The sequence below is a fragment of the Campylobacter sp. CNRCH_2013_0855 genome (assembly GCF_025773025.1).
In the GTDB taxonomy this organism is placed as follows: Bacteria; Campylobacterota; Campylobacteria; order Campylobacterales; family Campylobacteraceae; genus Campylobacter_D; species Campylobacter_D jejuni_C.
The window spans coordinates 42,073-63,674 of the sequence record NZ_JAKMTE010000006.1; the positions used below are offsets into that span (position 1 = coordinate 42,073).

General features: G+C 31.9%; 25 protein-coding genes and 1 pseudogene. 4 read left to right on the forward strand and 22 right to left on the reverse strand.

Going from position 1 to position 21,602, the window contains the following annotated elements; genetic code table 11:
* Positions 1–4 precede the first annotated feature (4 nt).
* The 10 genes from hisB to infA all read right to left on the reverse strand — a co-directional run bounded on the left by hisB (position 5) and on the right by infA (position 6,693).
* Positions 5–1,072 carry a bifunctional histidinol-phosphatase/imidazoleglycerol-phosphate dehydratase HisB gene (hisB, locus tag L8X40_RS04510; protein ID WP_214099312.1) on the reverse strand — a complete coding sequence of 356 codons (1,068 nt, stop codon included), beginning with the start codon at positions 1,070–1,072 and terminating at the stop codon, positions 5–7.
* The gene (gene hisD / locus L8X40_RS04515; protein WP_263667430.1) at positions 1,069–2,349 is read right to left on the reverse strand and encodes a histidinol dehydrogenase; all 1,281 of its coding nucleotides are present in this window, start codon (positions 2,347–2,349) and stop codon (positions 1,069–1,071) included. Before hisD ends, hisB begins: the two co-directional genes overlap by 4 nt.
* Positions 2,350–2,358: 9 nt before the next feature.
* On the reverse strand, positions 2,359–3,258 hold the full coding sequence (hisG, locus tag L8X40_RS04520) for an ATP phosphoribosyltransferase (RefSeq protein WP_214100125.1): 900 nt from the start codon (positions 3,256–3,258) through the stop codon (positions 2,359–2,361).
* 116 nt (positions 3,259–3,374) lie between these two features.
* Positions 3,375–3,728: a 50S ribosomal protein L17 gene (gene rplQ / locus L8X40_RS04525; protein ID WP_012660847.1), complete on the reverse strand. Its 354-nt coding sequence runs from the start codon at positions 3,726–3,728 to the stop codon at positions 3,375–3,377.
* A 3-nt stretch (positions 3,729–3,731) separates the two neighbouring features.
* Entirely contained in the window at positions 3,732–4,745 is a 1,014-nt protein-coding gene (locus L8X40_RS04530) for a DNA-directed RNA polymerase subunit alpha (protein WP_039627711.1), read from the reverse strand.
* Between the two features lie 14 nt (positions 4,746–4,759).
* Positions 4,760–5,386 (reverse strand): 30S ribosomal protein S4, encoded by a 627-nt coding sequence (rpsD, locus tag L8X40_RS04535; RefSeq protein ID WP_039617184.1) that lies wholly within the window; start codon positions 5,384–5,386, stop codon positions 4,760–4,762.
* Between the two features lie 30 nt (positions 5,387–5,416).
* Positions 5,417–5,809 carry a 30S ribosomal protein S11 gene (gene rpsK / locus L8X40_RS04540; RefSeq protein ID WP_012660844.1) on the reverse strand — a complete coding sequence of 131 codons (393 nt, stop codon included), beginning with the start codon at positions 5,807–5,809 and terminating at the stop codon, positions 5,417–5,419.
* 9 nt (positions 5,810–5,818) lie between these two features.
* Positions 5,819–6,184, reverse strand: coding sequence for a 30S ribosomal protein S13 (rpsM, locus tag L8X40_RS04545; protein ID WP_012660843.1), 366 nt, complete (start codon positions 6,182–6,184; stop codon positions 5,819–5,821).
* Positions 6,185–6,187: 3 nt separating this feature from the next.
* Positions 6,188–6,301, reverse strand: coding sequence for a 50S ribosomal protein L36 (gene rpmJ / locus L8X40_RS04550; RefSeq protein ID WP_002781429.1), 114 nt, complete (start codon positions 6,299–6,301; stop codon positions 6,188–6,190).
* 173 nt (positions 6,302–6,474) lie between these two features.
* A complete protein-coding gene (gene infA, locus L8X40_RS04555) occupies positions 6,475–6,693 on the reverse strand; it encodes a translation initiation factor IF-1 (protein WP_012660842.1) in 219 nt (72 codons plus the stop codon).
* Between the two features lie 137 nt (positions 6,694–6,830).
* On the opposite strand from infA, the gene L8X40_RS04560 reads away from it, so the two are divergent.
* From L8X40_RS04560 to L8X40_RS08590, 4 genes and pseudogenes are all read left to right on the forward strand, one after another.
* Complete coding sequence (locus L8X40_RS04560; protein WP_263667431.1) at positions 6,831–8,120, forward strand: MFS transporter; 1,290 nt, start codon at positions 6,831–6,833, stop codon at positions 8,118–8,120.
* A 54-nt stretch (positions 8,121–8,174) separates the two neighbouring features.
* Positions 8,175–9,098: a cytochrome-c peroxidase gene (locus L8X40_RS04565; RefSeq protein ID WP_315967634.1), complete on the forward strand. Its 924-nt coding sequence runs from the start codon at positions 8,175–8,177 to the stop codon at positions 9,096–9,098.
* A pseudogene (locus L8X40_RS08585) lies at positions 9,082–9,759 on the forward strand (DAHL domain-containing protein); the annotation flags it as partial. The gene L8X40_RS04565 and the pseudogene L8X40_RS08585, both read left to right, overlap by 17 nt.
* A 498-nt stretch (positions 9,760–10,257) precedes the next feature.
* Positions 10,258–10,884 (forward strand): methyl-accepting chemotaxis protein, encoded by a 627-nt coding sequence (locus tag L8X40_RS08590; protein ID WP_373416655.1) that lies wholly within the window; start codon positions 10,258–10,260, stop codon positions 10,882–10,884.
* A gap of 16 nt (positions 10,885–10,900) precedes the next feature.
* Here L8X40_RS08590 and map read toward each other — a convergent pair whose 3' ends face one another.
* From map to rpsE, 12 genes are all read right to left on the reverse strand, one after another.
* Positions 10,901–11,656 (reverse strand): type I methionyl aminopeptidase, encoded by a 756-nt coding sequence (gene map / locus L8X40_RS04575; RefSeq protein WP_214100129.1) that lies wholly within the window; start codon positions 11,654–11,656, stop codon positions 10,901–10,903.
* 90 nt (positions 11,657–11,746) lie between these two features.
* A complete protein-coding gene (locus L8X40_RS04580; RefSeq protein ID WP_087700806.1) occupies positions 11,747–13,114 on the reverse strand; it encodes an L-serine ammonia-lyase in 1,368 nt (455 codons plus the stop codon).
* Between the two features lie 11 nt (positions 13,115–13,125).
* Positions 13,126–14,409: an aromatic amino acid transport family protein gene (locus L8X40_RS04585; protein WP_391527393.1), complete on the reverse strand. Its 1,284-nt coding sequence runs from the start codon at positions 14,407–14,409 to the stop codon at positions 13,126–13,128.
* A gap of 99 nt (positions 14,410–14,508) precedes the next feature.
* Complete coding sequence (locus L8X40_RS04590) at positions 14,509–15,537, reverse strand: tRNA-dihydrouridine synthase (protein WP_263667433.1); 1,029 nt, start codon at positions 15,535–15,537, stop codon at positions 14,509–14,511.
* Positions 15,538–15,762: 225 nt separating this feature from the next.
* Entirely contained in the window at positions 15,763–16,314 is a 552-nt protein-coding gene (locus L8X40_RS04595; protein ID WP_214125596.1) for a ribonuclease HII, read from the reverse strand.
* Positions 16,314–16,787, reverse strand: coding sequence for a DNA-deoxyinosine glycosylase (locus tag L8X40_RS04600; RefSeq protein WP_263667434.1), 474 nt, complete (start codon positions 16,785–16,787; stop codon positions 16,314–16,316). Before L8X40_RS04600 ends, L8X40_RS04595 begins: the two co-directional genes overlap by 1 nt.
* Positions 16,788–16,842: 55 nt before the next feature.
* Positions 16,843–17,490: a ferritin family protein gene (locus L8X40_RS04605; protein WP_087700790.1), complete on the reverse strand. Its 648-nt coding sequence runs from the start codon at positions 17,488–17,490 to the stop codon at positions 16,843–16,845.
* A gap of 82 nt (positions 17,491–17,572) precedes the next feature.
* The gene (locus L8X40_RS04610) at positions 17,573–18,604 is read right to left on the reverse strand and encodes a type II asparaginase (RefSeq protein WP_261529926.1); all 1,032 of its coding nucleotides are present in this window, start codon (positions 18,602–18,604) and stop codon (positions 17,573–17,575) included.
* 114 nt (positions 18,605–18,718) lie between these two features.
* Positions 18,719–19,459, reverse strand: a complete 741-nt coding sequence (gene murI, locus L8X40_RS04615; protein WP_214135746.1) for a glutamate racemase — start codon at positions 19,457–19,459, stop codon at positions 18,719–18,721.
* Positions 19,460–19,499: 40 nt separating this feature from the next.
* On the reverse strand, positions 19,500–20,762 hold the full coding sequence (secY, locus tag L8X40_RS04620; RefSeq protein ID WP_047207857.1) for a preprotein translocase subunit SecY: 1,263 nt from the start codon (positions 20,760–20,762) through the stop codon (positions 19,500–19,502).
* The gene (gene rplO, locus L8X40_RS04625) at positions 20,762–21,154 is read right to left on the reverse strand and encodes a 50S ribosomal protein L15 (protein WP_039617163.1); all 393 of its coding nucleotides are present in this window, start codon (positions 21,152–21,154) and stop codon (positions 20,762–20,764) included. Before rplO ends, secY begins: the two co-directional genes overlap by 1 nt.
* Before the next feature lie 3 nt (positions 21,155–21,157).
* Positions 21,158–21,601, reverse strand: coding sequence for a 30S ribosomal protein S5 (gene rpsE / locus L8X40_RS04630; protein ID WP_039617161.1), 444 nt, complete (start codon positions 21,599–21,601; stop codon positions 21,158–21,160).
* Between the last annotated feature and the right edge of the window lies 1 nt (position 21,602).

Genomic DNA, 21,602 nt, shown 5'->3' on the forward strand with positions numbered 1-21,602 from the left:
TTTTTCATATCACTCCTTTTGAGCTTGCTAGGTTTTCATTTTCTATTTTTATAGCCATTTTTAAAGCTCTTGCAAAAGCTTTAAAAAGTCCTTCGGCTTTGTGATGATCGTTTTTGCCTTTAACTTTTAAATGCAAACTCGCACCCATAGCATAGCTTAGTGAGTAGAAAAAATGCTCTATCATTTCTGTGCTTAATTCTCCAAGTTTTTCTTTTTTAAATTTAGCCTTATAAACTAAATGCGGTCTATTGCAAAAGTCAATCGCACAACTTGCCAAGCACTCATCCATAGGTAAAACAAAGCCATATCTTGCAATGCCTATTTTTTGATCAAGTGCGCTTTTGATAGCCTCGCCCAAAGCAAGTGCGACATCTTCTACGCTATGGTGTTCATCAACTTCTAAATCCCCTTTGCATTTTATCTCTAAAGATATATTCGCATGCGTAGCAATTTGCTCTAACATATGATCAAAAAATGCGATATTTGTTTTGATATCAGCTTTTGCTTTTTCATTAAAAGCTATTTTAACTTGAATTTGGGTTTCTTTGGTATTACGCTCTATACAAGCACTGCGGTAATTTTGCAAGATAAAATCAGCGATTTGCTCCCAGTTAAAATCGTTTTTGTCATATTTTAAACCTTGAATTTCAAGATTTTGCGCTAAAAGCATATCGCTGTCTCTATCGCCTATGACAAAACTTTTGTTTTTATCATAAAGTTTATTTTTGATATAGTTTTCAAGCATGGCAGTTTTTGGCTTCCTGCAGGCGCAATTTTCATGCTCAAAATGCGGGCATATAAAGATATCTTCAAATTCTATACCACAACTTTGAAAAACACTTAGCATTTTTTCATGAGCCTTGTCAAAATTTTCCTTAGGAAAAGAATTTGTGCCTAGGCCGTCTTGATTACTCACCATAACAAATTTAAAACCAAAATTTTTTAACTTTAAAAGTGCATTAATGGCACCTTTTTCAAACTCAAGCTTTTCTAAAGAATCGATTTGAAAATCATCTTTTGGCTCATCAATGAGCGTGCCATCTCTATCGATAAATAAAATTTTTGCACTCATTTTAGACTTTCTAATCTTAAACTCACGGCGTTTTTATGCCCATCAAGCCCTTCAGCTGCTGCTAAAACTTCCACCACAGGCCCAAGTTTTTTAAAGCCTTCTTTACTAAGTTCTTGCACGGTCATTCTTTTCATAAAATCAGCAAGCCCTAATGAAGAATAAGACTTAGTAAAACCATAAGTTGGCAATACATGATTTGTCCCACTTGCATAATCTCCCATGGATTCTGGAGAATACTCACCTAAAAATACCGAACCTGCATGCATAATATCATCAAGTAAGCTAGATGGATTTTGTGTATGAATGATCAAATGCTCGGGTGCATAGTCATTTGAAATACTTATGGCATGTTTTATATCTTTTGCAAGAATGATTTTAGAGTGTGCTAAAGATTTTGAAGCAATTTCTTTACGCGAGAGTTTTTCAAGCTGTAAAGCAACTTCATTATCTACATCTTTGGCTAATTTTTCACTTGTACAAACTAAAATCGCTTGAGAATCTGCTCCATGCTCAGCTTGCGAGAGTAAATCTGAAGCTATAAATTTAGCATTAGCAAACTCATCTGCTAAAACTAGCACTTCAGAAGGGCCTGCTTGCATATCAATAGCTACTCCATGATTATTAACTTGCTTTTTGGCTTCAGTTACAAAGGCATTTCCTGGACCAAAAATTTTATCTACTTTTTGCACACTTTGCGTTCCATAAGCAAGCGCTGCTATGGCTCCTGCTCCACCTATTTGATGCACTGCATCAACTTTGCAAAGCTTTGCTACAAAAGCAATAGCAGGGTGCAGTGGCGCTGGGGAAGCTAAGGCTATGAATTTACATTTTGCAATTTTAGCAGGGATAGCTAGCATAAGTGCGGTTGAAAAAAGTGGTGCTAAGCCTCCTGGTATATAAAGCCCTACTTTTTCAATGGCTCTTGTTAGCACTTTGCAAGTTACCCCTTCAAAGGTTTGAACCTCTATGGTTTGACTTTCTTGAGCTTTGTGGAATTTATAGATATTTTCATAAGCTATTTTAATAGCTTGTTTTAACTCATCATCAATTTGCTCTGCTAAACCGCTAAGCTCTTCATCGCTTAGTTTTATAGAATTTAACTCTACTTTATCAAATTTTACAGCCATTTGCTTTAAAGCTTCATCACCATTTACTTTGACATCTTCAATGATTTGCTCTACTATGGTTTTAACCTGTGCATTAGCGCTTATAGCAGGACGCTTGAGTGCTAATTCTTGTTCGCTTTGGTTTAATTTTTCAAAATCCAGTATTTGCATGTTTATCCTTTAAGAGAGCATTTTTTCAATAGGTAAAACTAAAATCGCGCTTGCACCTTCTTTTTTTAAAGCTTCCATAGTTTCCCAAAATAAATTTTCTTGACTTACCATATGTAGTGCCACTCTAGCTTTATCATTTTCTAAAGGTAAAATCGTAGGTTTTTCAACACCTGGTAATAAAGCTGTAATTTTTTCTAGCTTTTCAATAGGAGCATGCAACATGATGTATTTTGACTCTCTTGCTTGCATAACTCCATGAATTCTAATGAGTAATTTATCGATTAATTCTTGTTTGTGTGAAGCTAAACTTTCTTTTCTTTGGATAATACAAGCTTTTGACTTATAAATTACCATAACTTCTTTAAGTCCATTTGCTTTTAAAGTAGCTCCACTTGAAACCAAATCACAAATTCCATCGGCTAAATTTGCGCTTGGTGCTACTTCAACTGAGCCTGTTAACATACAAGTTTTATAAGGAATATTATTTTCTTCCATAAAACGCTTTAAAAGCTGTGGATAAGAAGTTGCTATACGTAAATTTTTAAAACTTTCTATACCTTTATACTCGCTAGTTTCTGGCAATGCTAAAGACAAACGACATCCACCAAAATCAAGCTTTTTAAGCATGATAAAATCTGCATTTTCGTTTTTTGATTTTCTTTCTAACTCATTTTCTTCTAAAACATTTTCCCCAACTATGCCAAGATCCACTACTCCATCAAAAATTAATCCTGGTATATCATCATCTCTTACTCTAAGTAGATCAATAGGTAAATTTGTAGAAAAAGCAATTAAACTTTGATCGTGTATGCGAAGTTTTACACCTATAGACTCAAGCAAGGCAATAGAATCTTTGCTTAAACGACCTGATTTTTGTATAGCTATGCGTAATCTTGAATTTTCTTGCATTTTTTTCCTTTTTTGTAGTTAAAAGATTAATAGTAGCAAAAAATGGATAAAAATACAAAAAATAGTAAGTAAATAAATAAAAATAAGAAGTTTTTAGCCTTTAAAAAGGCTAAAAATTAAGCTACGAATTCGATGAAAGCCATTTCTGCAGCATCACCACGGCGAATTCTTGTTTTAATAATTCTTGTATAACCACCGTTTCTATCTGCAAATTTAGGTGCGATTTCCGTTACAAGTTTATTTGTAGCTTCTTTATCTTGTAAGCTAGCAAAAACTGCTCTGTGAGCATTGAAATCACCTTTTCTTGCACGAGTGATCAATCTTTCAACATAACCTCTTAATTCTTTTGCTTTAGGTAATGTTGTTTCTATCTTACCTGCTTTAATAATAGCAATAGTAAGGTTTTTTAATAAGGCTGCACGATGAGTAGAAGTGCGACCTAACTTTCTATATCCATGTCTATGTCTCATTGATTATCCTTCATTTTGTGCTTTTAATTCTGTAATTTTTTTCTTTAGCGTTTCTTTTGCACTATCACTGAGTTTTGAATTTCCTATAGGGAAACCTATAGATTCCATTACACTTTTAATCTCATCTAAAGATTTTTTACCAAGATTTTTTAAATCTGCAAGTTCGCTAACACTCATTAAAGCAAGCTCACCGATATAAACTACATTTGCTTTTTCTAAGCAGTTAAAACTTCTTGCGCTTAAATTTAACTCAGTTATATTTTGAAGTAATTTTACATGTTCTACTTCATTATTTGGTGTTTGACTTCTTACAACGCTTTGTGCATTAGTGATTTTATCAAACACTGATAATTGTTTATACATTGCTTCTAAAGCATTTTTAAAAGCATCACTTGGTGAAATTTGACCATCGGTTGTGATTGTAAAAACAACTTTTTCATAATCTGGATTATCTTCAAAAAGCACTTTTTCTATATCATAAACCGCATGTTTTACCGGAGTAAAGAATGCATCAAGTGCTATAAATTCAGGATCTAAGAAATTTTGAATTTCTTCAGAAGGCACATAACCTATACCTTTTTCAATAATTAAAGTAAATTCTAAATCTGCATCTTCATTAATCGTTGCAAGATAGCTATCTGCATTCACAACTTCAACAACTTCATTGTCTAAGTCTTTTCCGCAAATTTCTTTTGGTCCTTTAAAACTAAAAGTTACGATTTCTTTTTCAGAATCTGTTTTTAGTTTAAATCTTAATTTTTTTAGATTGATAATAAACAATGCTACATCTTCAAGCATACCACGCATACTATCAAATTCATGTGCTACGCCTTTGATTTTAACTCCTGTTGGAGCAAAACCTACTGTGCTTGAATAAAGCAAACGACGCAAAGGATGCGCCAAAGTAATAGCATAGCCGATTTCAAAAGGCCATGCACTTACTTTTGCTACTGTATCACTGATATTTTCAATACTAAACTCTGTTGGTGTATAAGCAGAAGTTGTAATATGTCTCATATCAAAAACCTTTATTATTTAGAGTACAACTCAACAATATATCTTTCCTCAACTGGAATGATAACTTCTTCTCTTTCAGGTTTTCTTGTAAAAATTCCAAATCTTTTATCTTTTTCTACATCAACCCAAGCAACTATACCAGTTTGAGCAGTAAGCTCGATCGCTCTTGAAATTTGAGGATTGTTTTTGCTTTTTTCAATCACTTCAATTTTTTGACCTGCTTCTACTCTATAACTAGGAATATCCACTCTTTTACCATTTACTAAAATATGTCCATGAGTTACAAGTTGTCTAGCAAAACGACGTGTTGTAGCAAAACCCATTCTATAAACAACATTATCTAGTCTTTGTTCTAAAAGCTGAATTAAAAGTGCACCGGTGTTGCCATCTTTTCTAGCAGCTTCACTAAATAATCTTCTAAATTGTTTTTCGCTAACCCCGTACATAAATTTAGCTTTTTGCTTTTCTCTTAATTGAAGTCCGTATTCGCTAATTTTAGCTTTTCTTTGTCCATGCTGACCTGGTGCGTAAGGGCGTTTATCTAAAGCACTTTTACCTGCTAATCTTCTTTCGCCTTTCATTGCCAAGCTTACGCCAAGTCGTCTTTCTAATTTCTCTACTGGTCCTCTATATCTTGCCATTATAATTCTCCTAAATCTTATATCTTATTCTTAGACACGACGACGTTTTGGTGGTCTACAACCATTATGAGCTAATGGGGTAATATCTTTTAAGAAAGTTACTTTAATACCTTCCATAGCACCTACACTCTTAACCGCTGTCTCACGACCACTTCCTGGTCCTTGTACTTTAATACCTACTTCTTTAATACCATGTTCTTTTGCTTTATTTAAAGCATCCTCTACTGCTTGTTGTGCTGCATAAGGAGTTGATTTTTTAGAACCTTTAAATCCTAAACCACCTGCACTACTCCAAGCAATAGCATTTCCCATTTCATCAGTTACAGTAACCATAGTATTATTAAATGTTGCACTGATATAAACTATACCTTTAGCTATATTTTTTTTAACTACTTTTTTCTTAACTACTTTTCTTTTTGCCATTTTCTATCCTTATGATTTTGCACCAACGGTTTTTCTCTTACCTTTTCTAGTTCTGGCATTTGTTTTTGTTTTTTGACCACGAACCGGTAAGCCTTTTCTATGTCTTAAGCCTCTAAAGCTTCCTAGATCCATCAATGCTTTGATATCCATAGCAACTTGTTTTCTAAGATCACCCTCAACCATATAATTTTCTTGAATTTCTTTACGGATAGCTGCTGCTTCATCTTCACTTAGCTCATGAACTCTTTTATCATAAGAAATTCCTGTTTTATCTAAGATTTTTCTTGAAGTATGTAAACCTATACCATAAATATAAGTCAAGCCATATTCAATTCTTTTTTTCTTTGGTAAATCCACACCTGCAATACGAGCCATAAATTATCCTTGTCTTTGTTTGTGTTTTGGATTTTCGCAAATAATGCGAACTACGCCTTTACGACGAACTACTTTGCATTTGTCACACATCTTTTTAACAGATGGTCTAACTTTCATGCTTTACTCCTGTTATTGTAAATTCCACTTTTTTACAACTGCACCAGGTTTTTAGAGCAACCAACTATTTTCAAAATAAGTGGTGATTTTGAAAATACTTCTTCATACAGTTTTATTGCAATTTCTGCAAAAGTGCTAATTATACTTTACTTTTGCTTTTAAACAACTTAGACTTATTTGTATCTAAATGTAATACGACCCTTATCTAGACTATAAGGCGTTAGCTCTACTTTAACTCTATCGCCAGGCATAATCCTAATATAATGCATACGCATCTTACCTGCAATATGACAAAGTATCACATGTTTATTATCTAATTCAACTTTAAAAGTTGCATTAGGTAAAGCTTCAATTACATTACCATCAATTTCGATAATATCATCTTTTGCCAATGCATTCTCCTTTCTATTAAAATACAAAACTATTATTTTAACACAATTTTTCTTTTTAAATTTTTAATATTTTTTGACAAACTATGATATTTTTTTACTATAATTATAAAATTACTACAAAAAAAGAAAGTATTTAAATGCCAAAAAGTTTAAAAAGAAGTGATTATAAAACTCTTTCCTTATCTTCTTTAGGTGGAGCTTTAGAATTTTATGACTTTGTGATTTTTGTCTTTTTTGCTAATTATATTTCAAGAAATTTTTTTCCAAGTGATATGAGTGATTTTTGGAAACTTTTAAATACTTATGGAGCTTTTGCAGCAGGATATTTAGCTAGACCACTTGGTGGTATAGTTATGGCTCATTTTGGCGATAAATTTGGTCGTAAGAAAATGTTTATGCTAAGTATATTGCTCATGGTGCTTCCAACTTTTTCTTTAGCTTTTATACCTACTTTTGAAAACATAGGTTATTTGGCCCCTATTTTTTTACTACTTGTTAGAATAGCTCAAGGTATAGCTATAGGAGGGGAATTGCCTGGTGCTTGGGTATTTGTGAAAGAGCACGCACCTGATGGTAAAGATAGTTTTTATATTAGCGCTATTAATGCCTCCATGGCTTTTGGTATCCTTTTAGGATGTTTTGTTGCGCTAGTAATTAACCATTGTTTTGATCAAGAATCAATTTATGATTATGCTTGGCGTATTCCATTTGCTATAGGTGGTATTTTTGGCATTATTTCAATATATCTAAGAAAATTTCTAGAAGAAACACCTGTTTTTCAAAAAATGTACCAAGAAAATAGCTTAGAAAAATTTCCTTTAAAAACATTTTTTAAAGAAAAAAATATTTTTTTAGATATCATCGCCTCTATGCTTTTAACATGGATGCTTACAGCTTGTGTAATCATACTTATTTTGCTTATGCCAAATTTTATACCTGAAGTTTTAGTTCTTGATAAAACAGATGCTATTTTAATACAAATGATTGCAATAGTAATTTTATCTTGCGGAACCTTGCTTGCTGGAATTTGGGTAGATAAATTTGGTTTTTTAACCACTAGTTTGATTTTTACAATAGGTTTTAGTCTTTCTTGCTTTTTTTATTTTTATTTTCTCTATGCACAAATTTTACATTTGAGTATATATTTTTATTTTATAGCATGTTTTTTTGGTGGTATTAATGCTTTAGCACCTATTTTAATGTGTAAAATTTTTAAACCAAGTATTCGTTTTAGCGGGATTTCTTTTTCTTATAATATAGCTTATGCCATAGCAGGTGGCTTTACACCTCAACTTGTATTTGCATTACACTCTTTAGCTATAAAACCTGAAAATCCTTTTATATATGGAATTTTTATTTATATTTTATTTCTTTCACTAATAACGTTGCTAGCCACTGTGCTTACTTATAAGAGATTAAGATTTTAATGTTATAATTAAGAAAAATTATTAATTAAAAATTTATAAAAATAAAGGAAAATGATTATGAAAATTTTTATTATTTTAATATTTTCTTTACTACCGCTTTTAGCACTTGAAATGATCACACCTATACCAGAAAGCATACCTTATGATAAAGAAAAAGCTATCTTAGGGAAAAAACTTTATATGGATACAAGTTTATCAAAAGATAAAAAAGTATCTTGCAATAGCTGTCATGATATTGCGAATTTTGGAGTAGATAATAAAACTTTTTCAACAGGTACTAATGGTATAGTAGATGAACCATTCCATACCCCTACAAATTTCAATGCTGTTTTTAATCTAGCGCAATTTTGGAGAGGCAATGCAAAAGATTTGCAAGATCAAGCTAAACATCCTTTACTAAATCCTAAAGAAATGGGTTTAAAAGATGCAGATGAAGTGGTGCAAATAGTAAAAGCTAACCCAATTTATGAAAAAGAATTTAAAAGACTTTACGGAGAAATAACCTTTGATAATATAACACATGCTTTAGCTGAATTTCAAAAAACCTTACTTACTCCAAATTCACCTTTTGATCGCTATTTAAAGGGTGATAAAAACGCTATAAGTGAGCAAGCAAAAAGAGGTTATAATGCCTTTTTATCAAATGGTTGTATAGCTTGCCATCAAGGACAGAATGTAGGTGGTAATATGTATCAAAAAATGGGAGTATTTGTGCCTTATGATAATGGAACAAACTGGAAAGGGCGCTACGAAATCACTCAAGATCCTCATGATCAATTTGTAGTAAAAGTCCCAAGCCTTAGAAATATAGCTAAAACTGCTCCTTATTTTCACGATGGCTCCATGCCAACACTTGATGCTTGTGTGCAATTTATGGCGTATTATCAACTTGGTAAATTTTTAGAGCAAGATGTGGTTGATGATATAGTTGCGTTTTTAAATTCTTTAACAGGAGAATACCATGACCCACTCAAATAAAAAATCTTTTTCTTTTTTAAAACAGTTTATTGCATTATCAATAGTGGTTTTGGTATTGCTTTTAACTCTAACACTATTTATTTTTAATACTTACAATACTACAAAAAGAAATTCACTCATCATGGGTTCATTTCAAAAATTAGAAATTCTAGATACCAAAATAGATGAGATTTTTAAAAATAAACTCAACTTGCAAAACTATGATACTAGCGTTGCTTTAGTGCAAGATTTTGAAAATACTTTAGCAATTTTGAAAGCTAATAAAATAGACATCAAAAAAATACAAACAATTTTTGAGAAAAAAAACACTCAATTGCAACATTTCAAATCAGCTAATTCCATTGCTATAAACTCAAAACTATACCTTTATGAAATTCAACAAGAAATCATCAAGCAAACAAGTCAAATAGCACTCAATACTCAAGAAGCTAAACAAATAGATTACACAGGAGATATATTAAGTATTATAGGAACTATGGATATATTAGAGCCTTTATCACAAAATAGACTACAAAATCTTGTCACAAATTTGAATGCAAAAGATTCTCAATTGCCACAAGAATTATTTGAGCTTTTTAGCACACATTGTAAAATGATACTAAATCAAATAAAAGTTTTAAAAGATAATTCTCAAAGTTTTCTTGACCAAGAACTACAAAAAGAAATTATTGCTCATAAAAATTTAATTGCTCAAGAAATTAATCTTAATAATAAATATAATCTTTACACCGCTATAGGAATTTTCTTATTTATTTTAACTGTGTTGGTATTTTTTATATTACTAACATTAAAAAAAGTAATTATACCTATATCTTTGCTAGAAAAACTAAGTGCAAACTTAGCTGGTGAGCATGCAAATTTAAGTGCAAGATTAGACATTGATAAAAAAAGTGAATTAGCTACAAGTGCTGGTTATATAAACTCTTTTATACAAATAGTACAAAATTCAGTTTTAGAAGCTATACAGACTGCAAATTCAAGCCATAAAAGCTCACAAAAACTTTCTCAAAATGCTGAAGTTTTACAGCAAAGCTCACTTTTGCAGCATGAGCAAATTTCTAATGTTCATGAAATAAGTTCTGTTTTAGAAAGCCATATAGACTTAACTCAAAACCTAGCTAAAAATACCATAAAAGATATGTATGACATGCAAGAAGTGATGGGAGAAGTTGAAACAACGCTTAAAGAATTAGTAGAACTTATATTATTAAGTGGCGAAAAAGAACAAAGTGTTTTAAGCGCTATGGATATGCTAGTGCAAAGTGCTGACAGTATAGTAGAGGTTACCACTACTATAAAAGATATAGCAGATCAAACCAACTTACTAGCTTTAAATGCAGCTATTGAAGCAGCACGTGCGGGTGAGCATGGACGTGGCTTTGCTGTGGTTGCTGATGAAGTTAGAAACCTAGCTGATAAAACTACAAAATCTTTAGTTGCCATAGAAACAACCGTAAGAACTATAGTACAACAAATCAATGACAATAAAAGCTTAATGGATGGGATTCATCAGTCCATGAATGATACTTCTAATAAAGCTAATATCTTACAAGGTGAGGTTGGAACGTCTATAGAAAAATTAAAAACAAGTATTCATTCTACTAAAATCATGGAAGAAAAAAGTGATGAATCAAAAGCTAAAATGAATGAACTAGAACAAAATATAGAAAAAGTAACTGAACTTGCAAATTGTGTTAAAAATTACTCACTTGATTTAACACAAATTTCACAAGATGTTTTAGAAAATGCTTCTAAACTTTCAGAAAAATTAAAAACATTCGAGTAAGAAAGATTAAACTTTCTTACTTAGATAAAATATCTGCTTTACCATTTATAATAGCAACACAATGCTCATAATGAGCCGCATTTAAACCATCTTTACTTCCTGCTTCCCAATTACCTTTTAAATGTATTGGTGTACCATCTTTTTGGCATACCATAGGTTCTATGCAAAATACCATGCCATTTTTTATTTTAGGGCCACTTTTTGCACTAGCACCTGGTTCTAAATAATTTGGAATTTCAGGCTCACCGTGAGGTTTTTTACCTATACCATGACCACAATAACCTTTCAAAGGCACAAATCCTCTTTTAGTGATAAACTCGCCAAGCTCATATGAAAGCTCTTTAAAACGCATACCTTCTTTGATAATATCTATAGCATAATACAAAGCATCTTTAGCACAAGCAATTAACGCTTCATCGGTGGCTGAAATTTTACCTATAGGTATAGTCCTTGCTGCGTCTCCATAATATCCATCTATACAAGTACCTACATCAAGCCCTAAAATATCACCTTCTTTTAAAATACGCTCATCACCTACGCCATGAATGCAAGCTTGATTAAGCGAGATGCAAATACTACCTGGAAAACCATACAAACCTTTAAAAGATGGTTTTGCACCATGATCAAGTATAAATTCTTCTGCTTTAATATCAATTTCTTTTAAGCTCATACCTGGAACTATAATACCCTCTAGATAATCAAGCGTTCTAGCTACAAGCTCATTTGCTTTGCGTAGTTTTTCTATTTCTGCTGGTTTTTTAATTTCTATCATTTATATTTTCCTTAAAATTTTTAAAAATTTAGCATTTATGCGCTTTTAAAAGCTTTAAGGAAAAAACCTTAAGTTCTAAAACTTAAGGTTTTAGCATACACTTGTAAGATTGGTAGCTAAGCCACCTAAAGAAGTTTCTTTGTATTTTGAGTTCATATCCTTGCCGGTTTCATACATAGTTTTTATAACCTCATCAAGACTTACTTTTGGAGTTGATTTTCTACTCATTGCCATTCTAGCGGCTGAAATAGCTTTAATCGCTCCAAAAGCATTTCTTTCTATACAAGGAATTTGCACCAAACCACTTACTGGATCACAAGTTAGCCCCAAATGATGCTCCATTGCAATTTCAGCAGCATTACAAGCTATCTTTGCATCAAAACCCATCACAGTAGCCATAGCTCCTGCTGCCATAGAACTTGCACTGCCAATTTCAGCTTGACAGCCAGCTTCAGCACCGCTTATGCTTGCATTTTTCTTATAAAAAGAGCCTATTAACATAGCAGTAAGTAAAAAATTAATAGCTTTTTCATCGTTAAAGCCAACCGTGTGATTTTTAAGATAGAGCATTACAGCAGGCACAACAGCACATGCTCCATTAGTTGGAGCAGTTACCACTCTAGCTCCACTTGCGTTCTCTTCTGCAATAGCAATAGCATATAAAGAAATAAAATCAATAATCCCCAAAGGATCACTTGTCATAGCCAAACGCTCATTTAGTCCTTTAGCACGGCGTTTTAAGTGTAAATTTCCTGGAAGGAAATCTGAGCTTGGGTGAATACCATTATAATAAACTTCTTGCATCACTTCCCAAATTTCTAAACAATAAGCTCTAATTTCTTCTTTTGTATGAAATTGAAGCTCATATTCATAAGAAAGTTTTGCTAGATCCCATGATTTTTCTTCGCAAATCCTTAAAGCATCGCTTGCGTTGTTAATATCAAGTTCTAATTTAGTATGTTTTTGCTCACAAGCTCCATCTTTGTGTTTTTGAAGCTCAGCTTCACTCATAACAAAACCACCGCCCACTGAATAATAAATTTCTTCAGCAATGATTTCTCCGTTTTCATCATAAGCGCTTACTCTTAACCCATTTTCATGCAAAGGTAGAAAATCTTTTTCAAAAATCAAATCTTTATCATAATCAAAACTTAATTCTTTTTGAGCATTTAAAACCAAAATTTTATCTTGCAAAATTTTATTAAAAACGCGATCTTGCAAAGCAGCATTGAGTTCTTTTGCTCTTAAGCCACTCAAGCCCCATATAATAGCCTTATCGCTTAAATGGCCTTTACCAGTAAGCGATAAAGAGCCATAAAGCTTGATTTGAATTTTTGTAATTTGTGTGATTTTATCTTTAATTTTTTCACAAAACATATTCCCTGCTAACATTGGTCCTAAGGTATGAGAAGAAGAAGGACCAACACCAACTTTAAATATACTTAAATTACTACTCATTCACTAGCACCTTAAAAAGTATAAATTACAGTGATGATTGTCAAAATACCTGTGATAAACACAAACGCATCTAAGGCTTTGTTTTGGAATTTCTTCATTTTAGAAACAGTGTAAATTGCAATCATAGGCATTAAGAATAAAATCGCAGCAATAATTGGACCACCTAAGCTTTCAATAAAACCTAAAATACTTGGATTTACATAAGCAGTAATTAGCATAACAATATACATTACTAAAGTTGAATAAACTGCGATTTTTTTCAAATCAGGATTTTCATTGCCTGCTAATTTGCAGCATTTTCTAACTATACCATAAGCACCCTCTCTAGCACCAAAATAATGTCCAAAGAATGAACTAGAAATTGCTAAAAATGCGATTAATGGACCACCATAAGAAATAAATGGATTATCAAGTTTGTTAGCAAAATAAGAAAGTACAGGTATATTTTGTGCTCTAGCTTCATTAAGTTCTGCAGGAGTTAAAGAAAGCACGCAAGATACCACAAAAAACATAACAAAGGCAAGTAACATCACAGAAGTTCTAAACAATACTTGATTTGCTTTTTGTACTGAATTTTCAGGATATTGTCTTTTTACACTTAAAGAAAAAGTAGAAATCGCTGGTGAGTGATTAAACGAAAACACTAAAACTGGTAAAGTTAGCCATACTATAGTGATAAATTCTTTTGTCCCAGGAATAGCACTAAAACTTTCAAATGACCATTGTGGGATAAGATATAAAGAAAATAAAAATAAAATAGCACATAAAGGATACACAAGCCATTCACATACTTTAGTGATTAATTCTTCACTAAAAAGCATAATAAGCATAAAAATACTTACTAAAACAAAAGCAAAAAGCGCTCTATAAAAAGGAAGTAAATTAGCTACAGTTTTTCCTTGCTCATTAACACTTGTTTGATACATAGCACTAATTGCACTTGCAAAAGAACCATTTGGATCTAAAAGTGGTAAGAATTGGTTATAAATAAAACTCTCAAAAGTATTAGTTATACCTACACAATATGCTAAACAAATTGGGAAAATTGCAAAGAAATAAAGCACAGAAATAAAAATACTTACTTTTCTACCAAAATACTCTTCAGCTGCATGAGTAATGTCTTTATCATTACCATTTGCTTGGCATACAAAACGACTTAAAGCTCTATGGCTTAAATATACCATTGGAAAAATAATCAAAGCCATTACAACAACCGGCCAAAAGCCACCAACACCTGCCTTAATAGGTAAAAATAAAATCCCCGCACCAACTGCAGTCCCAAAAAGAGAAAGCATCCAACGCGTATCAAAAGAATTCCACTTAAGATTGTCCACATTTTCTCCTTGTAAAAAATAATAAAAAAAGCTTTTACCTAAAAAACTTTTTGTATTATTTTACAAATACGCTCTAGCATAATTTGGCATAATTTTTTCTCTTTCATTTAAAGCAACTGCGGCTTCATTTGCAAAATTTGGATTTCTTAGTAATTTTCTACCATAACAAACCAAATCACACACCTCACCCAAAAGCAAAGCCTCACCTTCGCTAGCGCTATTTATAAGACCCACACAAGATATAGGAATTTTAACAACTTCTTTTAAGACCTTAGCATAAGGAGCTTGATAAAGTGGTGCTATGTTGGGCATTAAAGAAGGTTTGTTGATATTTCCTCCCGCTGAAACATCTAGCATATCAATGCCTAATTTTTCTAAAATCAAGGCAAGTTTTTTACTATCTTCTAAATTCCAACCACCCTCTTGCCATTCTGTGGCTGAAATTCTTACAAATAAAGCAATATCAACTTCTTTTTTTATACGCTTAATAATATCACACAAAAGACGTGTTCTATTTTCAAAACTGCCACCATATTCATCGTCTCTTTGATTTGATAAAGGCGATAAAAACGAACTAAGCAAATACCCATGAGCACTATGAAGCTCTACTGCGTCATAACCTGCTTCTTTAGCCCTTTTAGCACTTTGAATAAATTCTTGCTCAATTTGTAAAATTTCATCTTTGCTTAAAACATGAAGTTTGGAAAATTTTTCACTAAAAGCTATATTGCTTGGAGCTTTTGATATGGCATCTTTGCACGAATTTTTACGGCCACTGTGATTTAGTTGGATAGCAACTTTAGCACCAAAATGATGACAAAGCTCAACAAGCTCTTTATGTCCTTGAATTTGAAAATCCCCCCAAAGACCTATATCATTATCAGCAATTTTTGCATTTTCATTAATCGCACAAGCTTGAACTATAATAAGCCCGACACCGCCCAAAGCTCTAGCTCCATAATGCATCAGGTGAAATTGATTAATCTTGCCATCTAAAACTTGTGTTTCATACATATCCATAGGGGGCATTACAATGCGATTTTTTACATAAAAATTTCCAATTTTTAGCTCACTTAAAAGTAAAGACATAATACCCCTTGAAATATTTTATATTACTATAATAGAAAAAAATTAATTTTTCTTAAAACATATAGCAATTTTAACTAATATTATTATTTTTAATAAATAATTATTAAAAAAATATTTTTTGACTATATTTTTTTATCTTAATAATAATACTTCAAATATAAAAACATTCTATTATTTTTAAAAGAAAATAAATTTCAAAATACAAAAGTGTAAAAATCACACAATTTAATCAAATAAGCTTTTCTCAAAACACTTTAACATAAAGCTTTTGCGGTGTAAGGGCGAATAACCAAATGTTTTAATCTTTTCTATATGAGCTTTTGTACCATAACCTTTGTGTTTATCAAAATCATAACTATTATATAGTTTAGAAAAATAACACATTTTTTGATCACGACTTACCTTGGCTAATATGCTAGCTGCTGAAACCTCTTGTATCTTCATATCAGCTTTAATCATAGTTTTAATACCCAAAACTCCATAATTTAAATTTCCATCATATAAAATATCATCTTGATTATAATGTTTTTTAATAATTTTTAAAGCCAGTTGCAAACACTGACTAAGCCCCAAAGTATCAATTTGCAAAGGCGAAAAAGCAAGGATTAAAAAATTTGAATGATGAAGAATTTGCTCATATAGCTCTTCTCTTTTTTTTGCACTTAATTTTTTAGAATCAGCTAAACCATCAATTTCTTTAAAAAGCTTACAAGCCCCTATATGCATATCTCCAGCTAAGGCTCCACGCCCAGCCTCATCTACTCCAACTAAAGCCATTATTTTTCCTTTATAATAGTGTATTTTTCAACTAAATTTTCCAAAGAATAATTCATATTAGCAGGAGAGCTTGAAGGAAGTTCAAAAAAATTTTTATCAGGATAAAATTTAGTAAAATATTTACTTGCAACTTTACCTAAAACACAAATTTTTTCTATATTTGCCTTATCTAAAATAATATTTATATCATTTGCTTTGGCATAAGAAATAGTTTTATCATCTGAATTTTTTATCTTACAACTTGCTATAACATCCCAAAGTGCTATATGATTTGCTTTTAAGAAAGACTTTTGAACTTGTACTGTTTTTAACTCACACTCAAATAATATTTCAAAAATACGCCAAAAACGATTTTTGCTATGTTGATAATAAAAATTTTCTTCTCTTGATTTAATAGATGGAAAAGAACCTAGTATTAAAACTTTTGAGTTTTCATCAAAAAAAGGTTCAAAAGGATGAGTTAGAATTTGCATATTAGACCTTGATAAAAAATAAAATATTTTATCATTTTTATCAAGGTTTTTAAAATTATCCTAAAAATTCGCGTTTGAAGTATTCTTTAGGAGCTTTACATAAAGGACAGGCATTTGGTGCTTTTTTGCCACGGTGTATATGCCCACAAACTTCACAAACCCATAATTCTTCTACTTCTGAATTAAAGAAATCTTCTTCTTCGAGCATTTTTTTAAGTGCTAAATATTCTCTTTCATGTTCAATTTCTACTTTACCTATAGCTGTAAATAATCTTGCTATATTTCTTTTACCCTCATCTTCTGCAATTTTTGCAAAATTTGGATACATAGTAGTATGCTCATAATTTTCACCTTCTGCTGCACAAATTAAATTTTTAGCAGTTTCTTCTAAAGCTTTACCATCTACTAATTCATGATAAGCTTTAAACTCAGCTCTTGCGTGCCATTTTTCATTTTCTGCAGCTTCTCTAAAATGCTTTGCAATAGCATGCCAACCTTCTTCTTGAGCAATATCTGCAAATAAATCATATTTGTTTCTTGCCATAGACTCGCCTGCAAAAGCTTTCATTAAATTTATAGCTGTTAAATCTTTAGTGATACACTCCATTTCTTGACCACAACAACTAAGCTTTCCACCGCCTACATTTTGCACTTCCACTTCATTGCCACATTTTTGGCATTTATAGCTTTCATATTGTCTCATTTAATATCCTTGTGATTAATTATAGGTAGATTTTGTAAGAAATCCACCCAAATGTTATTGTAGCATTTGGGTGTTAAAGATTTTAGTATTTTAAGAAATATTCTTGGATTTTCTTAGGATCACTTGTTTTAGTTAGAGCAAGCATTAATAATACTCTAGCTTTTTGAGGACTCATATCGCCTGTATCAATAAAACCAAGTTTTGCATCAGCATCACTTACTGCAACTCTACCAGCTACTACGCGTGAGCTTACCGCTACATTAAGACCTTTTTTAAGCAATTCTTTTAACACATCTTTTTGATAATCATGAATGCTACCAGCACCTGTTCCAGCTACAACTATACCTTTAGTTCCATTTTCAAACAAAGCTTTTGCTGCAACACCGCTACCATCATTTGCATAACTATAAAGAATATCTACTTTTGGTAATTCTTTTAGCTTGCTAACATCAAATGGAGATTTTTTGGTGTGTAATTTTGTATTAGTATTATAGAAAAATGCTTTTCCATCTACTATATAACCCATATCGCCCATATCTGGTGAGCTAAATGCATTTACATTTAAACTATGAGTTTTCATAACGCCTCTAGCACTTTGAATTCTATCATTCATAGCCACCATTACACCTTTATTTTTTGCCTCAGGGTTTGCTGCTAATGCTACAGCATTGTAAAGATTTTTAGGACCATCTGCACTAATTGCAGTTGATGGGCGCATTGCACCAACTAAAACAACAGGTTTGTCACTTTTTACGGTTAAATTTAGGAAATATGCAGTTTCTTCCATGGTATCAGTACCATGAGTAATTACAACTCCATCTACATCAGATTTTAAAAGCCTATTAACTTCTTTAGCAAGTTTTAGCCAAATTTCATTTGTCATATCCTTGCTATCAATATTAGCAATTTGATCCCCGCTAATTACTGCTAAATCTTGAATTTGAGGCACTGCTTTAATCAAAGTATCAACCCCCAAAACTCCGGCTGTATAACCTGTAGTTGCTACTGAGCTATCAATCGAACCAGCGATAGTTCCACCTGTAGCTAAAATTGCAATTTTTGGTTTTGCTTCCAAAATTCCTGCTCCTAAACTTAGTGCCATAGCTGCACACATTAACATTTTTTTCATGTTAGTCCTTTCATTAGAAATGATAAAAATTATAATGCAACTATATTTAAATAAAAATAAATTATTAATATAAAAATAACTTTAGTAAATAATATTAACTTAAAGCCATAAATTTGCAATTTTTTTTAGTTTTTCTACATCACTTGAAGCATAAAATTCAATATTAACTTCTTCTTGGATTGATGTTAAGTTAAATTCTTTCTGCAATTGCAAAGCTATAGCCTCACCTGAATGGATAAGTTTTGTATTTTTACCAAAATATTCTGCTAAAGAATGGGCGATTAAAGGAAAATGCGTGCATGCTAAGATTAAAGCATTAGGATGAAATTTGAGCTTATTGAAATAATACTCAAAAGCAGCTTTTAAAAAATCCCCTTGAAAAATCCCTTCTTCTACCATAGGTACAAAAAGTCCCGTTGCTTTTTCTTCTACTTTTAAAAATCCTTCTTTGACTAAAGCTTGCTTATAAGCGTGAGAATCCACTGTAGCTTGGGTTGCAATGACTAATATATTAGAGTTTTTATCTTCTAAAGAGTTTTTAACTGCCAAAACCCCAGCCTCTATAACTCCAAGAACTGGAAATGGTGCATTTGCTTTTAAAATTTCTAAAGCATGCGCACTAACTGTATTACACGCAATAATAAGCATATCGACTTTTTTTTCTTTGAAAAAATCTAAAGCTTCTAGAGAAAATTTAATGATAGTTTCTTTATCTTTAACCCCATAAGGCACTCTTGCAGTATCCCCATAGTAAATATATTCTTTAAAAAGTTTTGCTTGAAGTAAAGATTTTAAAACACTAAGCCCACCTACACCGCTATCAAAAACGCCTAGTCTCATCAAAATCCTTAAAAGAGAAGAAAGTAGAAAATCTACTTTCTTATAAGCCTACTGCACTTAAAGTTTGGTATTTATTCATATAAATTTGAGCTTCAATTTTCCTCATCGTATCAAGCGCTACTTGAACTACGATCAAAACAGAAGTTCCACCAAAATAAAAAGGCACACCAAACAACTTCACAATAAGCCATGGTAATGTAGCTACAAGCCCTAAATAAATAGAACCTGACAAGGTAAGTCTTGACGCTACTTCATTAAGATAATTTGCAGTTCCTTCGCCTGGTCTAATGCCTGGTATGAAACCACCTTGTCTTTTAAGATTTTCGGCTATATCTTTTGCGTTAAATACAATTGATGCATAAAAATACGCAAAGAAAATAACAAGTAAGAATGTTAAAAAATGAAAGAAAAATCCATTTGGATTTAAAAAGTCATAAATCTTTAATACATATTCATTTGTACTTGTTTGCAAAATAGTACTTGGAAACATCAAAATCGCACTTGCAAAAATAGGAGGAATTACCCCGCTTAAGTTGATCTTAATAGGTATATAATTCATAATGCGTTTATTTTGATTTTGCATGATTACTTTTCTTGAGTAAGAAATAGGAATTCTTCTTTCTCCAAGTTCTACTACTATAATAGCCCAAATAGTAAGTAAAATTACAACTAAAATGGCAATGATAGTCAAGAAATTCATCTCACCTGTATTTACCAAATTTACTGTTCCACTAATTGCACCTGGAATTGTAGAAACAATACCACCAAAGATGATTAAAGAAATACCATTTCCTATACCACGTTGAGTGATTTGCTCACCTATCCACATCAAAAGCATGGTACCTGCGAGCATAGAAACAGCAGAAAGTGCGATAAAAGTATTCATATCAATCATAATAGCTGACTGACCTGCTTTTCCATGAAGACTTTGTAAGCCTATAGAAACGCCTATACTTTGTATCAAAGTGATAGCTATAGTAGCATAACGGATAATTTGCATATATTTTTGCATACCATCACGTTCTTTTTTCATTTTTCCTATGTTAGGAAAAGTTGCCGCTAAAAGCTCCATAATAATCGAAGCAGTAATATAAGGCATAATGCCTAGAGAGATGATGCTAAGTCTTTCAGCAGCACCCCCGCTAAACATATTAAACAAGCCTAATGCGTTAGATGCATTAGAATCAAAAAATTCCTTGATAACACTGACATTAACCCCCGGAACTGGAACATAAGCTAATATTCTATAAGCGAATAAAAAAGCCAATGTTATGAGAATTTTATTTGTCAATGTTTTATTCATTATTTTTGTCCGCTAAAAGTAATCTTCTCGTCTTTAATTTTACTAGCAAGATCTTTAGCGCTTGCCCCAATAAGCTTAACTTTATTTACATTTTTTGAAAGCTTATGAATGCTATTGATTGTTTCAAATGTAATTTCACTAAGCTCTTTGATTGCTGTGATTTTTTCAACATTAATCACATAAGGTTTTTCAAATTTAGAAGTAAAGCCTACTTTTGGTAAGCGTCTTTGAAGTGGTTGTTGACCCCCTTCAAAACCTCTTTTTTCATTATAACCTTTTCTAGCAGTTTGGCCTTTTCCACCTTTAGTAGAAGTTTTACCCATACCACTACCTTGACCACGGCCTATTCTTTTGGTTTTATGTGTTGAACCTGGTGCTTTTGTTAAATTCATTGATTATCCTTTAAGCATTGTAAGTGCTTTGATAGTAGCACGCACAACATTTGCTGAATTATTTGAACCTAAAGACTTAGTTAAAATGTCTTTAATACCTGCAAGTTCTACGATAGGACGTGTTGAACCACCTGCAATAACCCCTGTACCTTCGCTTGCTGGTTTAAGTAAAATTCTACTTGCGTTGTATTTTACTTCTACATCATGAGGGATAGTTGAACCTTTTGTTTTAACTTCAACAATGTTTTTAAAAGCATCATCAACTGCTTTTCTTATAGCATCTGGAACTTCTTTAGCTTTTCCATAGCCCACACCAACTAAACCTTTTCTATTTCCAACGATAACTAAAGCAGTAAATCTAAATCTTCTACCACCTTTAACAACCTTAGTAACCCTGCCGATATCGACGATTACTTCTTCAAATTCTTCTCTATTATATTTTTCCATC

Bases quoted from the DNA above. Each gene is read 5' to 3' on its own strand.
- L8X40_RS04605 (WP_087700790.1), bottom strand. From the start codon at position 17,490: ATGAGACAATATGAAAGCTATAAATGCCAAAAATGTGGCAATGAAGTG.
- hisB (WP_214099312.1), bottom strand. From the start codon at position 1,072: ATGAGTGCAAAAATTTTATTTATCGATAGAGATGGCACGCTCATTGAT.
- L8X40_RS04590 (WP_263667433.1), bottom strand. From the start codon at position 15,537: ATGTCTTTACTTTTAAGTGAGCTAAAAATTGGAAATTTTTATGTAAAA.
- L8X40_RS04585 (WP_391527393.1), bottom strand. From the start codon at position 14,409: ATGCTTTCTCTTTTTGGGACTGCAGTTGGTGCGGGGATTTTATTTTTA.
- rpsM (WP_012660843.1), bottom strand. From the start codon at position 6,184: ATGGCTCGTATTGCAGGTGTGGATTTACCAAAGAAAAAAAGAATTGAA.
- L8X40_RS04560 (WP_263667431.1), top strand. From the start codon at position 6,831: ATGCCAAAAAGTTTAAAAAGAAGTGATTATAAAACTCTTTCCTTATCT.
- rpmJ (WP_002781429.1), bottom strand. From the start codon at position 6,301: ATGAAAGTTAGACCATCTGTTAAAAAGATGTGTGACAAATGCAAAGTA.
- rpsK (WP_012660844.1), bottom strand. From the start codon at position 5,809: ATGGCAAAAAGAAAAGTAGTTAAGAAAAAAGTAGTTAAAAAAAATATA.
- hisD (WP_263667430.1), bottom strand. From the start codon at position 2,349: ATGCAAATACTGGATTTTGAAAAATTAAACCAAAGCGAACAAGAATTA.
- map (WP_214100129.1), bottom strand. From the start codon at position 11,656: ATGATAGAAATTAAAAAACCAGCAGAAATAGAAAAACTACGCAAAGCA.
- rpsD (WP_039617184.1), bottom strand. From the start codon at position 5,386: ATGGCAAGATATAGAGGACCAGTAGAGAAATTAGAAAGACGACTTGGC.
- murI (WP_214135746.1), bottom strand. From the start codon at position 19,459: ATGAGACTAGGCGTTTTTGATAGCGGTGTAGGTGGGCTTAGTGTTTTA.
- L8X40_RS04600 (WP_263667434.1), bottom strand. From the start codon at position 16,787: ATGCAAATTCTAACTCATCCTTTTGAACCTTTTTTTGATGAAAACTCA.
- rplO (WP_039617163.1), bottom strand. From the start codon at position 21,154: ATGAATTTAACAAAAGCACCAGGTTCAACACATAAAACCAAAAGAATA.
- L8X40_RS04595 (WP_214125596.1), bottom strand. From the start codon at position 16,314: ATGGCTTTAGTTGGAGTAGATGAGGCTGGGCGTGGAGCCTTAGCTGGA.
- L8X40_RS04580 (WP_087700806.1), bottom strand. From the start codon at position 13,114: ATGAGTAGTAATTTAAGTATATTTAAAGTTGGTGTTGGTCCTTCTTCT.
- L8X40_RS04610 (WP_261529926.1), bottom strand. From the start codon at position 18,604: ATGTGTGCAGCTATGGCACTAAGTTTAGGAGCAGGAATTTTGGAAGCA.
- rplQ (WP_012660847.1), bottom strand. From the start codon at position 3,728: ATGAGACATAGACATGGATATAGAAAGTTAGGTCGCACTTCTACTCAT.
- L8X40_RS08590 (WP_373416655.1), top strand. From the start codon at position 10,258: ATGGGAGAAGTTGAAACAACGCTTAAAGAATTAGTAGAACTTATATTA.
- rpsE (WP_039617161.1), bottom strand. From the start codon at position 21,601: ATGGAAAAATATAATAGAGAAGAATTTGAAGAAGTAATCGTCGATATC.
- hisG (WP_214100125.1), bottom strand. From the start codon at position 3,258: ATGCAAGAAAATTCAAGATTACGCATAGCTATACAAAAATCAGGTCGT.
- L8X40_RS04530 (WP_039627711.1), bottom strand. From the start codon at position 4,745: ATGAGACATATTACAACTTCTGCTTATACACCAACAGAGTTTAGTATT.
- secY (WP_047207857.1), bottom strand. From the start codon at position 20,762: ATGAATAAAACATTGACAAATAAAATTCTCATAACATTGGCTTTTTTA.